The following is a 19,327-nucleotide window of genomic DNA, read 5'->3' as shown; positions in this document are numbered from 1 at the left end:
TCTCATCCATTTTGATAGCTGAGGTCTCGTTTTTTTGCGTCCCGCAGAAAAACATGCATCTGGAGAAACGAAGGCCGCTTAGACTGTGTGCAGTCGCTAGTAGCTTGCGGCAAAGGAGTCGTTGATCCCCAATTTATGCTGACCCGAATTAAAGTGTGTCTTCTCCTGGCCCTGACCTGCAGTCCAAGCCTGTTCGCCGCTGATTTCACCATGAAGGTGACCGACAAGAATTACCTCGATACACAAGGGTTCAGCGTATTTCTCTACGACAGCACATACCATCCCGTTTTCGTTGACCAGAAGAACACGGCGATGGAGATGATTCTCCACGGTCAGCGTATCGCCACGAATGGCGACGTGCGCCTGATGCCGACGCCTGAACAGTGGGACCTGGTGGCCACCCTCAAAGGGCGCCACGCCGATAAGGCGAACAACCGGCTGACCGCTGACCTGGCTTTCCCGACCTTTGATCTCAGCTACACCCTGGAAGTCGCGGGGGAGCCAGGCGGTGTGAAGGTGAGCATCAATCTCACGAAGCCCCTGCCGCAAAAACTGGCCGGGCGAGCGGGATTCAACTTGGAGTTCCTGCCCTCGATCTACATGGGCAAGGCTTATCTGGTGGACGGAACCAAAGCCGGCATCTTTCCGCGAACGCCTAACGATTCGATGGTCAAGGTGATGCCGCTGGCTGATGAGCCGAAGAAGGCCTATTACCTGGAAGACTGGGACAAGGCCAAGGGATACACTCAGCCGCTGCCGTTTGCGGAGGGCAAGAGCATCACATTGGGCGTCGACGACTCGCTGGCCCGGGTCAACGTTCAGTCGGATACGGCCGACCTCATGTTGTTCGATGGACGAGATCGCGCGCAGAACGGTTGGTTTGTCCTGCGTTCGCTGATTCCTTCAGGCAAGACCACCGGCGCCATCGTGTGGCACATCAGGCCGGATGTAATTCCGAATTGGACGCGGCCCCCGATGATCGCACACAGCCAGGTTGGATATGCGCCGGACTTCTCCAAGGTAGCGGTGCTCGAGCTCGACCCGAAGTATAGCGGCCCGAAGACGGCTAAATTGCTGCGCCTGACCGAGGACGGATCGTACAAGCAGGTCTTCGAGGGGCCCATCACACCTTCGACGCCGTGGCTGCGCTATGTCTATTCGAAATTCGACTTCACTCCGGTCAAAGATCCCGGTCTTTATGTCATCGAGTACGCAGACCAGCGTACAGCGCCCTTCCCCATCTCGAAAGACGCGTACGCTCACATCTGGCAGGACAGCCTGGACCATCACATTGCGGAGCAGATGGACCACGTTTCCGTTCGCGAAGGCTATCGCGTCTGGCATGGCGCGTCACATCTGGATGATGGCCGTCTGGCGCCCGTGGTTGGGGAGCAATTCGACGGCTGGAATCAGGCCACGGCAACGGATGGGAAATACAAAGGCGGCGATCACATTCCCGGGATGAACGTGGGCGGCTGGTACGACGCCGGCGACTTCGACCTGGAAGAGCCCGCGCAACTGAATGTCATCCAGAGCCTGGCGTTGGCGTATCGCGAATTCGATCTCAAATACGACGAGCTTACAGTGGATGAAGGCGCGCATGAGGTCGAGATGCACCGTCCCGACGGCGTGCCGGATGTGGTGGAGCAAGTCAAACACGGCGCACTACTCATCCTGGCGCAGTTTCATAACATCGGCCACGCAATCCGCGGCACTCACGAACCCGATCTGCGTCAGTACACCCACTTAGGCGACGGAGCGTCGAAAACCGACGGCCGCATCTATGATCCAAAGCTGGGCCCAGATGAAGTGAAGGGCGACTACTCCGGCAAGCCGGACGACCGCTGGATTTTTTCCACGACGAATCCATACTTCCAGTGGAACGCCATCGCCGCGCTGGCGGCATCGGCCGACGTGCTCAAAGGATGGGACGACGCGTTAGCGAAAGACTGCCTCGATACCGCAATCAAAGCATGGAATGACGAGAAAGCTCACCCCACGCCGAATCAGTCAGTCGGCGGTTTTGGCGGAGGTACTACCGCAGGGGGCGTGCTGGCTGCATCTCAAGGCAGCCGGGATGGTCACAGCAGGTCGGGCACCCCATCGGCTTCTCCCACGGAGAGCGGCCAAACAGCACCCCCGGTCGGCTCCGCTCGGGAGGGCTTTGGCGTCGCACAGGATTGGGCTGCGGCTTTGGAATTGACCATCGCCACGCATGGCGCCGAGCCTTACAAATCCCGTCTGAAGGAGTTGTTTCCGCAGATGATCACTCCACAACAGATGGGCTCGCGTGGTTGGACGGCAGTCCGAGCATTGCCTTATCTCGACGCGAACGAGAAGGATCAAATGCGGCAAGCGGTGAAAACATACATGGCGGATGTGGACAAACAGTTGGATGCCACCCCGTTCGGCGTGCCCCCGAGCCTCGGCACATGGGGCGGGTCGGGCGCCGTGACTGACATGGCCATCCGAATGTATTTCCTGCACAAAGCATTTCCGGATCTTGTCGGCCCCGAATATACGCTTCGCGCCGTCAACTACATTCTCGGTACCCATCCCGTATCCAGCACCTCATATGTAGCCGGCGTCGGTACGGTTTCGAAGACGAAGACATACAGCAATAACCGCGCCGACAACGCTTACATCCCTGGCGCCGTGATTCCGGGATATATCATCATCAAGCCGGATTTCCCGGAGTGCATCGACGACTTCGGATTCCTCTGGTTCGAAGATGAAGCCGTAGTCGCCGGATCGGCAAGCTGGGTTGTAGCCGGTAACGCCGCGGACGCAATCTCTAGAGAGTCGAAGTAGGTCCTGTGCAAGGAATACCCAATGGCCCTGAACGTTTGTAGAGGTGACGAATCCTATCGCGGGGCGACCTGCATCGCACTCGAGATGGGCGCACTGCTCTGTTATCGCCAATTGAAATCCCCTCCAATCCGGAGGGGATGGTTCGCGCGGCAGAGCTACCCACTTGCACTAAGACTTTCCAGGACTGATTGGAATTCGCACAACGGAGTTGTCGTCAACTTCTAGACTGGACAGGTCGGCAAGATAAACGTGGTGCTAAGCGACGAAAAATCGACTAAGGCCCATATCACGCAGACCACGTCTGTAAGCAATGGAGCTACGGTCCGCCATGATGTGGGCTTCCATTCTGGGATCGAGCGGAAGGCACTCAGGCTTTTGCGCCTCTACAATTCTTTTGTCTTCCCTGAATATCTTGTCATTGAAATCATAGACGTCCTGCATAGGCAGATCTGTGTCGAAGTTGCGTGCAATTGGCGCGAAGAGACGAGTCACTTTCGCGGACACGGGCGAGGCGGCGTTCATGATTGTCATGCGGCTCTCGCCTGGAAAATGAATGACAAGCGTTGCGGTGAAGGGAAGATGCACCCGGAAATGACGGAGCCACTCAAATCCCGCTTGACCGCGACCTTCTTTTCCGATTGGATAATTCCCTACGGAGCTGCGATATTCGACCTCGAAGCCCTTCTCGATGGGCTTGGGCAGGTAGGGAGGGACCACGGTGTTAGTCGGATCGCCAAACGTATCGACATGTACGAAGCCGAAGTGAGCTACGTCGAGGAAGCCCTCTATCTGGCGGCCTGCAAAGCCAAAGATATCCAGACTTGGACACGTAATCTGCTGGAAGCCTGGATCATCCCAATGAGGCATCATGGGAATGTCTGGTCCAACAGCATCGGAATCTGGTCGTAAGCATGTCCAGATCAGGCCATACGCTTCCTGAGCGGGATACGTACGCAGATGTAATTTCGGCGGAATGGCATCGTGTGGCTGGGCGGGGATCAGGTTGCAGCGCCCATCGGCGCCGAAACGAAGTCCGTGATAGGCGCAGGCAATACCTTTGCCGTCGTGCTTACCCATACTGAGAGGCGTACCGCGATGGGGACACAGATCGTTGGCCACGACAACCTGACCTTCTACCCTGTAGGCGACGAGCAAAGCGTCCAATAGTTTCGCTGCTACAGGACCATCAACCACTTCCCGAGACAATGCAATCGGATACCAATGACGGGCGAGCTTCATCCAATCATCGGCGTCAAACGTGCAGTTCAGGGGAAGATCATGCGTGGGATCTACCGGTCGAATCACGGGTATCTCTGCCATATTCATTTATAGCAAAAGACGATTTTAGGCACCGTAACGCGGTCGATGGCCGCGATCGGGTGGCTAATACTCGCACTTTTCCCGTTCGACACGTTTCGCAACTTGAGCCAATTCTGCGGTCGTTATGAACCGCATCGTCATCCAGTTCTGACTGGAGATTGAGTATGTCCAGCATGATCCACCCGACGCGAGGTTCAATGAGCGCATTGGCCTGAAATCAACAGTTGAGCCAAGAGGGACTTATCCGGAGGCGACTATTCGGATGAGCGGCGAAAAGCCTGTTCTAACCAAGCCTTCGCCGCTAGCCCAGCAGTACCTCGCGCATGAAGATCGTCGAGACTTCAACTTCCTATTTCGCCTGCGCCAGCTCCGCAACCACCGCAGCAATCTTATCGAGTATCTGGATCCAGCCCTCCATTTGCCCGCTATTTTTCGCGCTCTCCATGGGTTCGTTTCCGATAAAGGTAAGTTTCGTCTGGCCGTTTCCGAGATCCTCAAAGAGGGTCACGTCGTACGCACCGTCGATAGCCTCATGTTCGATTCCTAATTGTGCGGGGTCAACCCTGCTCCCCTTCGAGTCGGAAAAGTACATCAAGGAAACGATCTTCTCGTACGGAACAATCTCGTGGTATTCCACCGCATTCCAGAACTCCTGCCCATCCGGCGCCTTCATGCAGCAGAGAAGTTTTCCTCCAACGCGAAAATCCATCTGACAAACCGGCGCAGTAAAGCCCTTCGGTCCCCACCACTGCATGATGTATTTCGGATCAGTCCACGCCTTCCAAACCAACTCGCGTGGGGCATCAAAAACTCTTGTTACAATCATCCGCTCAATTTCGTTAACCGTGTTTTCTGTCATCTCTGACCTCCTTTTTCTTCATCTGATTTACAACTACATCCAGTTTGTCGAAGCTTTCTTCCCAGAATCGGCGATAGCTAATCGCCCAATCGCTGACTTTCTTGATCGCCTCTGGCCTGAGCGTGCAAACACTCTCTCGTCCACGCTTCGTCTTGATCACAATCCGCGCCCGCACCAGGTAGGCAATATGTTTTGAAATCATCTGCTGCGAGAGTGCAAACGGTTCCGTCAATCCATGCACAGAGGCAGGCCCATGGGAGAGTCGTTCGATCATCGCCCGGCGGGTTGGATCCGACAAAGCCGTAAATGTTGTATCCAAATTATTCACAACCGTATGGTTGTAGATTGCTGAGTGAATGTCAAGTGTGAATTTTGTAATTCTTTATTCCTGATTTCTGATTCCTGATACTTGAAGTGACCGAAAAACCGGCATCTCGGACGCGTGATTGCGGCCCGGGGAGACGACTCCGCAGCAACTTGTCTTGTGCTCAGTTGCCCGGACAGGGGTAAAGTAGCCTTTGAGGATTTCCCATGAGTTCCTGTCGATCCACCCTGCTCGTCGGTTTCTCCCTAGGCTTTGTATTCTCCCTAGCTTCCGCGCAGGCGTCTCACGACGCAGCTTCCAACGCGCAGCTCGCCAGCCCGGAGATTGAGCGGAAGGTCGACACGCTGCTAAAGCGAATGACATTCGACGAGAAGATAGGCCAGCTGGTCCAATACAGCGCCACCGAAGTGCATCCCGAAAAACTCTCCGGACCCTCTACCGCCGCTCTCAATGTCAACCCGCCCGGCCCTGGCGGAGTCGACAGCTACGCACTCGCGCAAAACGGTGAACTCGGCTCCATGCTTAACACGGTCGGGCAGAGCCTCACTAACCATTTCCAGCACGCTGCGGTTGACAACACGCGCCTCCATATACCGTTGCTCTTCGGCGCCGACGTCATCCACGGCTTTCGCACCATCTTCCCAGTACCGCTCGCCACCGCGTCCAGTTGGGATCCGGATCTTATTACTGACCTCGCACACATGGCCGCTGTTGAGGCCCGTACCGCCGGCGTTAATTGGTTCTACTCACCCATGGTCGACATCGCGCGCGATGCCCGATGGGGTCGCTGCACCGAAGGCGCAGGTGAGGATCCCTACCTTGGTTCCGCCATCGCTCGTGCCTATATTCGCGGCTATCAGGGTGACAGCCTGTCCGCTTCGGACTCCGTCGCCGCCTCCGTCAAGCACTTCGCCGCCTATGGTGCAGCCGAGGCCGGTCGTGAATACAACACCACCGACATGAGCGAGCTGCAGCTTCGTCAGGTCTACCTGCCACCTTACCACGCAGCTGTTGAGGCTGGCGCTGCCACTGTCATGTCCGCGTTCAACTCGCTTAACGGCGTGCCGGCGAGCGCCAACCCTTTTTTGCTGCAAACCATCCTGCGCGACGAGTGGGGCTTCGACGGTCTCGTTGTCTCCGACTACACAGCCGTCATGGAGCTCACGCATCATGGCATTGCACTCGATCCGGCCATGGCCACCGAGAAAGCTATCACTGCCGGCGTCGACATCGACATGATGTCGCACTACTACGATGCTGATCTCCCCGCACTCGTTAAGGCAGGTCGAGTCCCCATGGCTGTCGTTGACGAAGCAGTACGCCGAATTCTGCGCCTCAAGTTCGCTCTGGGCCTCTTCGATCATCCCTTCGCCGATGGTGTAGAGGTGACAGGAGCCGTCGTCGAACACCGCCCGCTCGTCCGCCGAGCCGCGGAGGAGTCCTTCGTCCTGCTGCAGAATAAACCCGCTCCTGAAGATCCCCTCCTGCCGCTCGCGAAGAGCACGAAGAGGATCGCTCTCATCGGCCCGCTCGCCGACGATGCCAGCGACATGGTTGGCGCCTGGTCCGGAGCCAACAACTTCGGCGATGTGCGTACCTTGCTCGCGACCATGGCCGAACTAGCTCAGCAAAACAGCGCGACATGTACATACGCGAAAGGCACTGAAATCTCCGGCACGTCGAACTCCGGATTCGGCGCAGCTGTTGCTGCCGCACAGAATTCCGACGTCGCTATCCTCGCCCTTGGAGAATCAAGCGACATGACAGGCGAAGCCGCGTCGCGCGCGTTCCTGGACCTGCCCGGTAACCAACAGCAATTGCTTGAGGCTGTAGTTGCAACCGGCAAGCCAGTCGTTCTGCTCGTCTTTTCCGGTCGCCCGCTCGTGCTTGACTGGGCCGCTCAGCATGTCTCCGCCGTCATGGAGGTTTGGTACCCCGGTGTCGAAGCCGGCCCCGCAATTGCCGACATTCTATTCGGCGATGTCGCTCCGAGCGGCAAGCTCACCATGAGTTTCCCACGTGCTGTGGGCCAGGAGCCGCTCTACTACAATCAGCTTCCCACGGGTCGCCCCATCCAGCATGCCGATCCGGCTCACCCTGGCTACGTTGAGATGAAGTTCGTCTCACGCTATCTGGACGCGCCTAACGATGCACTCTTCCCCTTCGGGCATGGCCTTTCATATTCGACGTTTGGCTATTCGAGTATTTCGCTTTCGACGCAATCCATAAGCTCATCCTCTCTGATGCGCGATCGGAAGAGGCAGCCCATCGCGGCAACTGCCACGGTCACCAATACGGGCAAGCGCCGTGCCACCGAGATCGTCCAGTGCTATATCAATATCCGAGGGGCCAGCACAGAGCAACCGGTACGCAATCTCAAGGGCTTTACCCGGATCAGTCTCGACCCCGGCCAGTCTCAAACAGTTCAGTTTCCACTCGGCTTCAACGAGTTGTCCTTCTACAATGCCAAGGCTCAGCCGGTTGTCGAACCAGCCGACTATACCGTCTACATAGGCGGCAGCTCCACCGCCATCAATGCTGCCCACTTCGTGACTACGCCGTAGCTCCAAGCGCGCGAAGGTCTACGTCAGCATACTGTCCGTTTCAGCAAAGAAATCCGGGGTGATGCTCAAGTTCGCTCTGCTTTCAAGCCGGTTCGTTATAAATACCGATATCGGCGATGTGGGGTTCGGGGGTAGATGCTTCAATCGTCAGGCGCAACTTACTCGCGACAATTGGCTTCGGCAGGCGCAGGATTGTCGTTGGAGCAGGCGTCCCTCCGGAGGCAAGGGGAGCCCAGTCAGAGCCGATGAGGGCTTCAAAGCGATAATTGCGGATACGGCTCTGCTGATAGTTATCCAAGGCGGCCACAGGCTCGATCAGGCTCAGAGTATTGAAGCGCTCCGGGCGCACCAGGTCCACTTCGAGCCAGCAGCTTGTCTGCTTCTCCGCATACCAACTTGAGTGAAAATTGCCATCGTTTGCTTGATCGGGACCGACTCCGTCGGGATACGAACTGGCATGGATCGGCTTGCCCGTAGCGAGGTTTGGCGTAGTGATCCCCACATGGCGGGTAAGAGGCTCGGGTGACGGCGGCTTCTTCCATACCTTCCCGATCTCTTCGAGGCTGGCGAGAATGTTGGGAGCGAGGCGGCCTTCGCGGGTGGGTGGAGCATTCAGGATCAAGTTGCAATGGCGCTGGTTGAGAGGCACCAGCCACTGATCAACCACGGTTTCCGTCGGCTTGATACGGCCATGCAAATCAGCTTGTTTCCAAAACCAACCATCAGTAAGCGTGACACAGGCCAGAGCCGGCAGATCACTGTCTTGTGGAACCTTTTGACCGGCGTTCTGCTCAAATGCCTTGATGTCGGAGTAATAAAGACCTCCCGTAGGAAACTGGCTGGCATTGAGGTCGCAGATTAGACAGTTGGGTTGGTGCGACTTCACAAGGTCGTAAATCTCGCGAAAGGGGACTTCCTCATACGTGATTCGGCTCCAAGGGGCGTTCCAGCCATCGGTGATGAGTACGTCTATCTCGCCGTACTGGGTCATCAGCTCGGTGAGCTGGTACTTGATGAGCCGGACTTTGCCAGGCGTGACATTGAAATGCCGAATGTCGTCTCGCAACGAAAGAATCGAATAGTAGAGCCCGACACGGAGCCCAGCCTTGCGAAATGAATCGACATAGCGGCGAACGACGTCGAGGCCGGGTTGAGCCTGACGGACGCTCGTACCGTTAGTGCGCGTGGGCCAGAGACAAAAACCATCATGATGACGAGTCGTGAGGCAGCCCCAGGTCATTTGAGCGGACTGTGCAGCAGCAGCCCATTGATCGGTATCGAGCGCGGTGGGATGGAAGAGGCTGGGTGCAGAAGTCGGGTCGCCCCATTCGCGGTCTTGGAAGGTCGCCATGTTGAAGTGCACAAACATGCCGAAGCGCAGATCCACGAAGCGCTGCTGGAGCTCAAGGAGCGGACGGGCGGCAGTTGTTCCGATCGCGGATGAGATTATTGAACCTCTTGACATCGGGTGGGCAGACGCGATCGAGTTGTTCGCGAGAATTGTGAAGGCGGAGGTTTCGGAGGCGATGCGGAGAAAGTCTCTTCTTGTCGTCATGGGAGCAGGATCGATCAGCCGTTGATGCAAGTTTACGTGAAAAAGAGGGAACCCTTTCAGCCCGTCAAACATGTAGCAAAACGAGGCCAGCGTGGCGGGTAGTAGCAGTCCAGTGGATAGTTGTCAGGTGTGGGGGGCCGGCGCTCTTCGCCCCGTTTTCTGGCCGCAGACTTTGTTCTGCCAAATCGAAAAGAACCGCTGCTCGCGTAGTCATCAGCCATGCTTAGCACCCGGTTTCTCAACCTCAAGATCTCTTTAACACGCATCGGAGTAGTGGTGGGCTGCGGAAACGCGTCGGGTCACAATTGAAGCGCAAAGCCGTTTACGAGCTCTATATATATGCGGGATTTCACCCCAGCCTCAGAGATATCCAGCGCTTGGCTGATCTCCTTCAGCGACAATCTGTCTTTGTGATGCGACTCCGTGCTGGAACGAAGGATACCCCTCATCACAAGCAGTAATCCTCCGACTGACATATTTACGATGAAGCCTTGCTCCGGTGACGAGGACCGCGGAGGATCCGCGGGGCCATGTTTTTTTTATCTTCATCATCAAGCCTCCTTGAGTCTTCGCCTATTATTCTCCTTGGAAACATGTTGATTGCTGGGCAATCAAATTTCTCCGTTTCGAGCGGAATAAGCCTGCGACGCGAGCTCAGTCGACTCAGTCTCGGTTTCGCATCGGTGCATGAATTCCTGCATGAACGGACGGACGGACAAGTTCCCAGCGTTATTTTTGGGTGCGATGACGACGGAAGGCATGGGAATTTTCATCCAGAAGCATACAGGAGGATCTGCAATAACCCAGAGTGGGCGAAGCGACTTGAAAAAGTTCACACCGCGTCGAGGCGATCGCGGGTTCGAGCCGATTGGCAATGGAAAGAACTCGACTGCGCCAATAGCTCCGATGCGTTGCTCATGAATATCTTTTGTCACCCGGGGGTGATGCGATCCACAAAGGTGCAAGCGATGCTAGGGGTTGGAGCCGATGCAACATTGCAATTTGGTTTTAAACCGCGCACTGCTTTGCACAGAGGTAAACGAGACAATACCGAAATTGACATGAAGGTCGGCGACCTGTTGGTTGAAGCGAAGCTCACAGAGTCAGACTTCCAGTCGGCTAAGTTCCACCTCGTCCATCGTTATCATGATCTGAACACGGTCTTTGACCTATCAGCACTGCGCGTACGCAAGGATAGGTACAGCGGCTACCAATTGATTCGCGGCGCTCTTGCGGCCTACGTCATGGATTGCTCGTTCTGCGTTTTCTGTGATGCTCGCCGTCCTGATCTTGTGGAAGCCTGGTATGGAATCATGTGTGCCGTTCGTCTCACCGAACTTCGCTGCCGGCTCAAACTACTCACATGGCAGGAGCTTGCCTCAATCCTTCCAGATGACCTTCAGCATTTTCTCGCTGCAAAGTATGGAATCTTCCACGGATGAACGCGCATGTATTGAGAGGGTCGAAATCGTCAAAGCGCCATCGACCGCATTCTGATCGAGCACGAAGCCGCCGAGAATGATCCGTCCACGAATACCGGCCCGTGAATCATTTAGCCAAGGAATGTTTGAGCTTCGTAGGATTTGTGCCCGTTAGGTCACGCAGGCATAGAATTGACGGTGAGGTAATCGGATGCTTTACAAAAAGATCACGCTCGAACTGATTGTCATCGCCGACGAGGCTGAAGCGGTTGTCGCAGACTTGGACGCCGCCCTGGATCAGATGGAAGAAAGGCACACTCTTTTCGGCGGGGGTATTGAAACCATCGGCGTCGAGCACACCGGAACGCGAAAGAGATCCGCGCTTGCCCATACGATAGCCGCAGGCAAGACGGCTGCTGGCGCAGTCAGGACCGCTCGCGATAGTGTAGCTGTGGCCTTTCGCGCGGTCATCTGATACTGGCAATCGTAAAAGCATGTTACGTTTTCTCCCATGCAGTGGGAATGCCACCGCACGATTGCCGTCTTGCGGTTCCTTAAAAGGAACTGAGCGAAAGGGCCGGTGCCTTCGGTGCGCAAGCGAAGAGCTTGGGGCATGAAAAGCCTCTATCGATCGACTGGCGATGGCCGTCCGGTATCAATAAATTGGACAAGGTCATCATCGGAAGGTCCGCCGATCTTGGTGCTATCCTCGATCTTCCAAAGCGAAGGTGTCTCGTTCCCATTTGCGTGAAAAATCTTGCCGACACAGTGGCTTTCTTGAAACTCCTCGACGACGGCCGTGTCATGGGCACGGGTTGAATAGTTACCGAGGCTCTGAATGCGCATGTGGAATCTCCGCTCACGACAATTCCATTCTTATCGTCGTATTCCGGTGTGGATGGGATGCGTGCAGCGACCGATGAGGTCATGCAGATTCCGCGCAATCCTTTCAGAAGGTGGGGCATGGCCCGACTGCTTCAACAGCCAGCACTTTCGCCCTTTGAAGTGGCGGATGTGACAAAAACTGAGACTGCGATGTACCGAACCGCGATGCGATTGCTTTTTGGCTTAAAACGCCATCCTTGAGCATTGCGCCGATGGCCAGAATATCCGCCTCAGCGAGTTCGGATCTCAGATTTTTTATTTATCATGCAGACGCTTCCGCTGGGGGTGCTGCAGCGATTGACATGACGGCAAAGCTGTGTCGGCGAGCCGAAAGGCGTGCCCCTGAAAATCTGGAGAAGTTTGTGGCCACCACTTCCGCTACCATGCGCCCCTCGCTCGTAAGAGAGGCAATTGTGCTGTCATCATTGCTTCGGGAGTCGAGACTGCTGATGTGGGCTTCACGAGCGTGGCGGCAACCATCACTTCCAGCACCCAGCACGTTGAGCATTTCGCGCCTGCCGTTGCCAAGACAATTTAAACGACCGCCGCCACTTCCGATCCCCGCATAGTTAACACTGCTCCGGCGACGACCGCACAGGCCGTCGTAGGGAGTTTTTACCTCATAACCGCAGCCTGTTCCGCGCTTTTGGCACTGGCAGGCTGCAGCATCATTCTCTACAGGGTCTTCATGCCAAGAGAGGATTTCGCATCTTCAATCTCACTTCGCCTCTAGGGCATCACCCTTGCAGGCTTGATGGCCGCAATTGCATATTGCTTCCACTGATCCGCTGATGCTCTCGCAATGGGCGCTGCAGAACTTCTGTCCATCCGGGGGAATGCAACTACAGGCGGGGTTTGCACACTTCTTTTCGCTCATAACATCTCCTTATGATCCATGGCCATCAAGGCACACGCGAAGTTGGATGCAATTCGGGAGAGGGCTGAGATCATGCCTGGCAATGTTTTGTGAGGATTATCACGGAAACGAATCAGCGAATAAGGTAATTACCATTCCCGGTTCAGAGAGGCGTCCCAGAACACCACGTTTTAATTTGATATTTGATAGACCTTCCCGAATTCGTCCTACGGCGTTAAGCGGCGATCAAAGGCAGACTCCTCCAATGGTCATTGCGTTCAAGGATGCCAATGGAATCGAATTTTTCCGTAGAGTACGGCGATTTTTGCGAATATTCCTGGCACGGGCGCTCTCATTTTGGAAAGACAAGAGGAAGTTAGGAATTGCGAGAGGGGTCAGGCTCGAGCATATTTTTTCCCGGATCTCGCCAAAATCTACCCCTGAGCTCACTCGGCCAATGATGATCCATGCATGGACGCTCGATCGTCACAAATAGAACAACGCAGATCACGAGCACAATCGGCAGCATGATGCTCGCCTGTAGCACGTAGTAGGCCCCAAAATTGTTCCCGATGTGAACACGCTTAAGCACCCGGCCTATGCTGGAGATCAACACGTAGTGATAGAGATAGATGGTGTAGCACATTCCGCCGATGGCTGTGATCCACTTCATGCTAAAGAAGCGAGAACATATGTGACTGCGGAATGTAGAGATCACCAGCACCATCAGTAATGGAGGCAGAAACAAGTGTGTTTGTTGCTGGCTCATCATCCACATCAAGGTCCAGCAGACGACTGAAACCAGGTCCCACGCGATGTGCTTCTCCTTCTTGACCCATGACAAATGGAAATCGGCACACAAAAGCCCGGCCAAAAAGTATGGCAGATAGTACAGAACGGTCCCGTGAAACCTGTGCCCGGTGAAATACAATCCCCAGATAGACGAGATCAAAATGCAACTAAGTAGTGTGGCCCGCCGCGTCCAAGTATTTCCAATGCCATAGATCGTCGTAATGATCGGCACGAGGCAATAGAACTGCACTTCGACTTCCAGCGACCAAGAGACACCATTGATGCTGCTCATGTATCCATACACAAGGGTGTGTAAGTAGAACATGCTCGCCAGTAAATGCGGGATGGCAAAGCCGAACTTCATCTGATGTGCCCCGACTAAGACCGCGAAGCAAAATAAGAGATTGATGATGTAGGGCGGCTCCAACCGAGTCAGTCTTCGCAGGAAATACTTTTTCAATCTAATTGGTGCGTCACCATAGATATAGTGCCGGGCGAATGGAAGACCAAGTATGAATCCGCTGATTACAAAGAAAAGTTCGACACCTCGCTTGCTCCACAAGTTCAACTCCATGTCACGTCCTGTCAATGGCGAGAGTACCGCGCCATTGTGGACCAGCGAAGCATGAAGATGGACAATAATCACCATTAAGATGGCAGCAAATCGCAAGCCATCGATCTCGGGGAGGAAAGTTCCGCTGCTTGTAATCCTCTGTATCTTAATCACGCTGGCCGTTTCACTTGGGGGAATAGCGTGAACTGGCGGGGCTTACCATCTCAATCGTGAATCGAGCGTGTTTTCCTTCCCGTCGAGAGAGTTTTTCTGCCGGGGCGTTAATTCGAAATAGAAGGTTGATTTAGGATTTTTAGCCTTGGAGTGACGGAGAAAACGGTATTCGTTTGTAAAATCTCCACACCACCAAACCAACAACTTGTTCTGGGCCTTAGAAGTCGAAGATGCTCATTCTGACAAGCGGGGGTAAGAATAGCCGCTTAGATTTACTGCCATCGAAATCGCGCAAGCCAAATGTCTCTGATTTCACATAGGAGTATTTTGCGATGTCCGATTTCAGATCTCGTTCCCCCCGGACGAAATGACAGCGGCATACAATTCCATCTGCTCAGCTTGTTTTAGAGCAATAGCTGCAGAACGATTCGAAGCCAATCTGTTAACTGCGCGAGCTCGCGCCGCCTGTCGAAAATCGTCTGCTGTCCGGAGCCGGGAAATCCTGTACGCCATTCATTGACATTTGCCAGTAACACGGTGTCAGGTCTCGTTCGCTGGTCGGCTCTGGTTTAATCAGTTGTGAGTGGTCCTTGCTTTGCAAAAAGTCATAGAGCCACAAGAGTGAGAGGAAGGCATGACACTAGACTGGCAAATATTGGAATCGTGTAAATCAGCGCGACTGGCAGGCGGAGCGGAGATGTCATGAATATTTTTTTAATAGTGGGCGCCGCATTTTTTTCGGTAGTCGTTGTTCTGATTTTTGTCGTTTCACTGCTTCCCTCGCCTACCATTAACCATTTACTCCGCCGCTCTGGAAAGCGCGCTCCGCAAGACGGGGGGCCTAAATCGTCCCAACGTTGAGCCTGCATTGCCCTCAGTCCAAGGGAGTTCTGTTGCTGGTGAAGGATCTCTCACGACGAGCATAAAACGGGTCTCTGAGGGCAACGTCGTTCTACCAGGAGCAACAGCGGCTATGGGTCGAACTTTTCCTGAGGTATCTACCGGATAAGTACACCGTCGAAGATGTGCTTCAGTCCTTCCAGTGGGCAGTTCCCGCATATCTCATAACCGGCCGCGCGAAAAGCAAGCCCTGGAAATGACAGAATAGGAAAAAGCCATCAAGAAAACATACACATGGGCGCCGTCTAAAGCCCGGACTTTGATCCTTTTCGTGCCCAAACTCAATCTGGAGTCATGGCGGAAATGCGCTGGCAATTCGTCCCGTTAAGGGTATCGGTGACAGAGGGCGATTTGTGTCCTTGTGAATCGTCGCTAGATTTCTCAATCAAAATATTGACATCCATCTCATACCTGTGGTCATATTTCGCCGCAGTATTCTGTGACGAGTAACTTGTACGGAAAAGCTCAGGTCTCAGATAGGTAGTTCTGTATTTCCTTCTTCGATTCCATCCTGGCGGACGTGCGCAATCGCAGAGTTCGCCGGGAGCGATGACTCTATATAAAAAACAGGCGGAAGATACGCCGAGGTCTCTATCGAAGTCGCACCGGGCACATGTGGCCCGGTAGGCCCGCTATTTGGCGGAATTTTTAGGGAGGCGCGGTGATTTCACACAAATTCTGGTTTTCTATCCTCGCAACTGTCCTGTTTCTCGGCGGTTGCTTCACTGCCCGCGGGCAGTCCACCTTCGGTTCGATTTCAGGAACGGTGCTTGATACTTCCGGCGCCGCTGTCCCGGGCGCGCAGGTTACGCTGACCAACATCGCCACGGGCGCGAAGGAGACATTTAGCACCGATCAAAACGGACTCTATACCTTCGCCAATGTGAATCCAGGCGAGTACATCGTTGAGGTGGATAAGACCGGCTTCAAGCGCTTCAAGCGGGACACCTTTGACTTGCAGGTGCAACAGAGCGTCCGCATTGACGCGACCATGCAGGTCGGCGCAGAGACCCAGACGGTGGAAGTCACTGCGTTGGCTCCGCTGCTGCAGACCGATAATGCGTCCCTTGGTCAAGTCATCGACGAACGCAAGACCAACGAAACTCCTTTGAATGGCCGCAACGTTTTCAACCTCATTACCCTTTCTCCCGCCGCGATCGCGCAGGGTGGCGCGGGCGGTTCGCAGGTAGGCCAGAATCCGTTCAGCTGGGGCAACTATCAGGTGGGTGGCTCGTTCGGCAATGAGAGCGCGGAATACATCGACGGGCAGCCGGTGAACATTGGTTACATCAACCTGCCAATTCTGATTCCCGACCAGGATGCCATATCTGAATTCAAGGTGCAGTACAACAACCTCGGCCCGGAATGGGGCAGGTTCTCCGGCGGCATCGTCAACCTGAGCACGAAGGGAGGAACGAACCAATTCCACGGCTTAGCTTATGAATATCTCCGCAACAAGGTCTTGAATTCCACGCCGCATTTTGTGACGACGAATCCTCCCTATGTGCAGAATCAGTTCGGCGGCACCTTTGGCGGTCCGATTTACAAAGATAAAACGTTTTTCTTTTTTGCCTATGATGGATACCGGCAGCGGGCATCCTCGGTTGTTACTACCACCGTGCCCACGGTTGGAGAGAGGAGCGGCGTATTTCCCACGGACACTCCAATTTACGATCCGTTGAGCGTGAGCGCGGCGTGTGTCGGAGACTCCACGGCCGCAAATTGCGGCCGTACGCAATTCGCGAATAACACAATCCCTATGGGGTCAATTAACCCGGCGGCGCTGGTTGAACTTAAATACCTTCCGATGCCGACCAACAGCGCCGAAAACAATAATTTCACTTCGGCCGCGCCCTCGGGCGGAAACACCAATCAGTACGTCGCTCGTGTGGATCAAAATCTCACATCGGCGCAGCACATTTTTACCCGTTATAACTTCTTCAACCTTCTGGATCTGCCCACCGATCCCTTCGGCACGGGGCTTTGCGAGGATCGTTGCGCGGAAACGTATCAGACCAACGCGGCCGTCGTAGGCTACACCAATTCCATAAGGCCTAGTCTGTTGCTAAGCGTCAACCTTAGCGGCAGCCGTTTCCACTATTTGCGTTCGCCCACGAACTCGAGTTTTGACCTGACTCAGTACGGCTGGCCTGCTTCTTACAATGCCGCAATTCCGGCCGCCGGCCGGTCGCCGTTCACGCCCTGCTTCACGCCGCAAGATGAAGCCGTTACCTGTTCGCAAGGCCAGAGCTTCATCACAGATCACGACACGCAATGGGCTCTCTCACCCAACCTCACCTTGATCAAGGGACGTCACACCATGTTTTTTGGCGGCCAACTGATTGAGACCTTTGACAACTATGCCCAGACGAACATCGCCAGCGGAGCCTTTGCTTTCGACGGCACCTGGACAAAGAGCAATCCTGTTTCCGGCGGAACGGGCGGTATTTCCTTTGCCGATTTTCTGCTGGGATATGGCCTGAACCAATCGACCGTGTTCAACCATAATTTCGGCGAGGCGCAGATCCCCGCCTTAGTGGCGCAAAAGGAAGCCTATCGAGGCTTCTTTTTCGGTGATACCTGGAGGGTGACATCGAAACTGACGGCAAATTACGGCCTGCGCTACGATTTGCAGGGACCATGGAACGAGCGCCATAACTTAGTAAGCTATTGGGACCCGGGGGCGACCAATGCTTCAGTTACCGGCTGCAACGGCGGGGCATGCCGGGGCGACGTATTTCTCGTCGGTAATGGCGTAAATACGACCCGGGGCAACATACCGCTGACAAAGTACGAGGTCATGCCTCGTATTGGAGTTGCTTATTCCATCGATCGGAAGACTGTTATCCGCTCCGGTTACGGGATATTTTTCATCCCCAACTGGATATTTTTCAATCTAAACCCGAGCAATGATGCGATCAACCTAGCCTCTACGCTATGGGTTGCAACCTCGAACGGCGGCATCACTCCCAACAGCACACTGACAGCAACCAACTGTGCGTTCACGGCGGGCGCTCCTTCAGGAACGCTGAATTGCCCGACCAACGGACCCTTCGGTGCGAATGTCGTGACTCCACTGGGCAGAGGTAATGTTTCGGCGTTCGATGCCGGCCAAAACATCACGGTAGCTCCCTACACCACGTACAAGCCAGCGTACGTCCAGCAATTTAACCTGGACATTCAGAGGGAGTTTCCGGGAGGGATCTTCGTCGATATCGCGTATGCAGGCTCGAAGGGCACGCATTTGCCGAATCCGACTGCGACTCAAATTGACCAGATTCCGGATGCAGACCTGGCTATGGGAAACGCCTTGCTGGCAAACGTTCCCAACCCGTTCAAGGGGATTAACACGGTAAGCTCGTTGAACCCGTCTACAAACTCCACGGTTCTCGCCGGTCAACTGCTCCGACCCTACCCTCAATATGGTGGCGTTAGCCTGGCCGGGGATGGCTGCTGCGCCAGTGAATATAGTTCGCTTCAACTTTCAGTCACGAAGCGGTTTACCGCCGGGGCGTCGTTCCTGGCTGCCTACACCAACGAAAAACTCATGACCAATTCAGACACCCTGACTACCTGGTTGGAGAGCGGCGTTGGAGAGGTGCAAGACTGGAATAACCTCAAGGGAGAGTGGTCGCTCTCTTCTCAGGACGTGTCCCAACGTCTGGTGCTCAGCTATATCTATGATCTGCCCTTTGGTCACGGTCAAAAGTACATGGCCGATGCTTCTGGCATTGCCGGAAAACTGGTTTCCGGCTGGAATATCGGCGGCATCACGACGTTTCAGAAGGGCTTCCCCCTGCCGATAAGCTTTGGGGGCTCGACACCGCTGTCACAGGCGAGTCTGGGAATCGGAGTCTTGCGCCCGAATGTTGTGCCGGGATGCTCCAAGGGCACCTCGCACGTACCCGCGTCTGGGGGAATTGCATGGTTCAATCCGACTTGCTTTACAGCTCCCAGCGACTTTGGTTTCGGGAACGAGTCGCGCGTGGATCCTACGCTGCGGGGCGCTGGGATCGATAACTGGGATCTCGCGTTAGTCAAGACGACGAACTTCGGTCCGGCCGAAAGGTTCGGTTTCCAGTTCCGAACGGAGTTCTTCAATACGTTTAATCGCGCCCAGTTTAGCCCACCGAATACCGCTTGTTGTACATCGAATAACGGGACTTTCGGAATTACGAATAACCAGTTGAACAATCCGAGACTCATCCAGTTCGCTGGGAAGTTCATATTCTAGGGCGTGCGTGGATCGAAGGTGGATGCCTCATCCGGGCATCCACCTTCGATCCGAAACAATCCGGATAGAACTCCCCGG

General features: G+C 54.8%; 11 protein-coding genes. 4 read left to right on the top strand and 7 right to left on the bottom strand.

Features of this window, described 5'->3' with window-relative positions:
• Window positions 1–135 precede the first annotated feature (135 nt).
• Window positions 136–2,811 (top strand): glycoside hydrolase family 9 protein, encoded by a 2,676-nt coding sequence (locus tag XX99_RS24465; protein WP_050062039.1) that lies wholly within the window; start codon window positions 136–138, stop codon window positions 2,809–2,811.
• A 255-nt stretch (window positions 2,812–3,066) separates the two neighbouring features.
• Here the strand turns inward: XX99_RS24465 and XX99_RS24460 are convergent, their stop codons facing one another.
• The 3 genes from XX99_RS24460 to XX99_RS24450 form a co-directional block, all read right to left on the bottom strand.
• Window positions 3,067–4,116, bottom strand: coding sequence for an aromatic ring-hydroxylating oxygenase subunit alpha (locus tag XX99_RS24460; RefSeq protein ID WP_269430987.1), 1,050 nt, complete (start codon window positions 4,114–4,116; stop codon window positions 3,067–3,069).
• Window positions 4,117–4,480: 364 nt separating this feature from the next.
• The gene (locus tag XX99_RS24455; protein ID WP_050062038.1) at window positions 4,481–4,990 is read right to left on the bottom strand and encodes an SRPBCC family protein; all 510 of its coding nucleotides are present in this window, start codon (window positions 4,988–4,990) and stop codon (window positions 4,481–4,483) included.
• On the bottom strand, window positions 4,971–5,318 hold the full coding sequence (locus tag XX99_RS24450) for an ArsR/SmtB family transcription factor (protein WP_269430986.1): 348 nt from the start codon (window positions 5,316–5,318) through the stop codon (window positions 4,971–4,973). The genes XX99_RS24455 and XX99_RS24450 overlap by 20 nt, the downstream gene beginning before the upstream one ends.
• Window positions 5,319–5,521: 203 nt before the next feature.
• Here XX99_RS24450 and XX99_RS24445 point away from each other — a divergent pair, with 203 nt between their 5' ends.
• Window positions 5,522–7,879 (top strand): glycoside hydrolase family 3 N-terminal domain-containing protein, encoded by a 2,358-nt coding sequence (locus XX99_RS24445; protein ID WP_082125933.1) that lies wholly within the window; start codon window positions 5,522–5,524, stop codon window positions 7,877–7,879.
• Between the two features lie 82 nt (window positions 7,880–7,961).
• Here XX99_RS24445 and XX99_RS24440 read toward each other — a convergent pair whose 3' ends face one another.
• Window positions 7,962–9,434, bottom strand: coding sequence for an alpha-L-fucosidase (locus XX99_RS24440; RefSeq protein WP_050062398.1), 1,473 nt, complete (start codon window positions 9,432–9,434; stop codon window positions 7,962–7,964).
• Between the two features lie 530 nt (window positions 9,435–9,964).
• Between XX99_RS24440 and XX99_RS27525 the strand changes: the two genes are divergently transcribed.
• Window positions 9,965–10,876, top strand: a complete 912-nt coding sequence (locus tag XX99_RS27525; RefSeq protein WP_156186200.1) for a PGN_0703 family putative restriction endonuclease — start codon at window positions 9,965–9,967, stop codon at window positions 10,874–10,876.
• 106 nt (window positions 10,877–10,982) lie between these two features.
• Here XX99_RS27525 and XX99_RS27520 read toward each other — a convergent pair whose 3' ends face one another.
• The 3 genes from XX99_RS27520 to XX99_RS24420 form a co-directional block, all read right to left on the bottom strand.
• Window positions 10,983–11,351: a hypothetical protein gene (locus XX99_RS27520; protein ID WP_156186199.1), complete on the bottom strand. Its 369-nt coding sequence runs from the start codon at window positions 11,349–11,351 to the stop codon at window positions 10,983–10,985.
• 128 nt (window positions 11,352–11,479) lie between these two features.
• Window positions 11,480–11,701 (bottom strand): hypothetical protein, encoded by a 222-nt coding sequence (locus XX99_RS24425; RefSeq protein WP_050062035.1) that lies wholly within the window; start codon window positions 11,699–11,701, stop codon window positions 11,480–11,482.
• Window positions 11,702–12,972: 1,271 nt separating this feature from the next.
• The gene (locus XX99_RS24420) at window positions 12,973–14,115 is read right to left on the bottom strand and encodes an acyltransferase family protein (protein ID WP_050062034.1); all 1,143 of its coding nucleotides are present in this window, start codon (window positions 14,113–14,115) and stop codon (window positions 12,973–12,975) included.
• A gap of 1,561 nt (window positions 14,116–15,676) precedes the next feature.
• Between XX99_RS24420 and XX99_RS24415 the strand changes: the two genes are divergently transcribed.
• Complete coding sequence (locus XX99_RS24415) at window positions 15,677–19,249, top strand: carboxypeptidase-like regulatory domain-containing protein (RefSeq protein WP_050062033.1); 3,573 nt, start codon at window positions 15,677–15,679, stop codon at window positions 19,247–19,249.
• The last annotated feature ends 78 nt before the right edge of the window (window positions 19,250–19,327 follow it).

It is taken from the genome of Silvibacterium bohemicum (assembly GCF_001006305.1).
GTDB classification, from domain to species: domain Bacteria; phylum Acidobacteriota; class Terriglobia; order Terriglobales; family Acidobacteriaceae; genus Silvibacterium; species Silvibacterium bohemicum.
Note: the sequence above shows the minus strand (reverse complement) of the source record. Positions and strands in the feature narration are given on the sequence as shown.

Excerpts from the sequence above, each read along its gene's own strand:
- XX99_RS24445 (WP_082125933.1), top strand. The coding sequence starts at position 5,522 with ATGAGTTCCTGTCGATCCACCCTGCTCGTCGGTTTCTCCCTAGGCTTT.
- XX99_RS24455 (WP_050062038.1), bottom strand. The coding sequence starts at position 4,990 with ATGACAGAAAACACGGTTAACGAAATTGAGCGGATGATTGTAACAAGA.
- XX99_RS24425 (WP_050062035.1), bottom strand. The coding sequence starts at position 11,701 with ATGCGCATTCAGAGCCTCGGTAACTATTCAACCCGTGCCCATGACACG.
- XX99_RS24440 (WP_050062398.1), bottom strand. The coding sequence starts at position 9,434 with ATGACGACAAGAAGAGACTTTCTCCGCATCGCCTCCGAAACCTCCGCC.
- XX99_RS24465 (WP_050062039.1), top strand. The coding sequence starts at position 136 with ATGCTGACCCGAATTAAAGTGTGTCTTCTCCTGGCCCTGACCTGCAGT.
- XX99_RS27520 (WP_156186199.1), bottom strand. The coding sequence starts at position 11,351 with ATGCTTTTACGATTGCCAGTATCAGATGACCGCGCGAAAGGCCACAGC.
- XX99_RS27525 (WP_156186200.1), top strand. The coding sequence starts at position 9,965 with ATGTTTTTTTTATCTTCATCATCAAGCCTCCTTGAGTCTTCGCCTATT.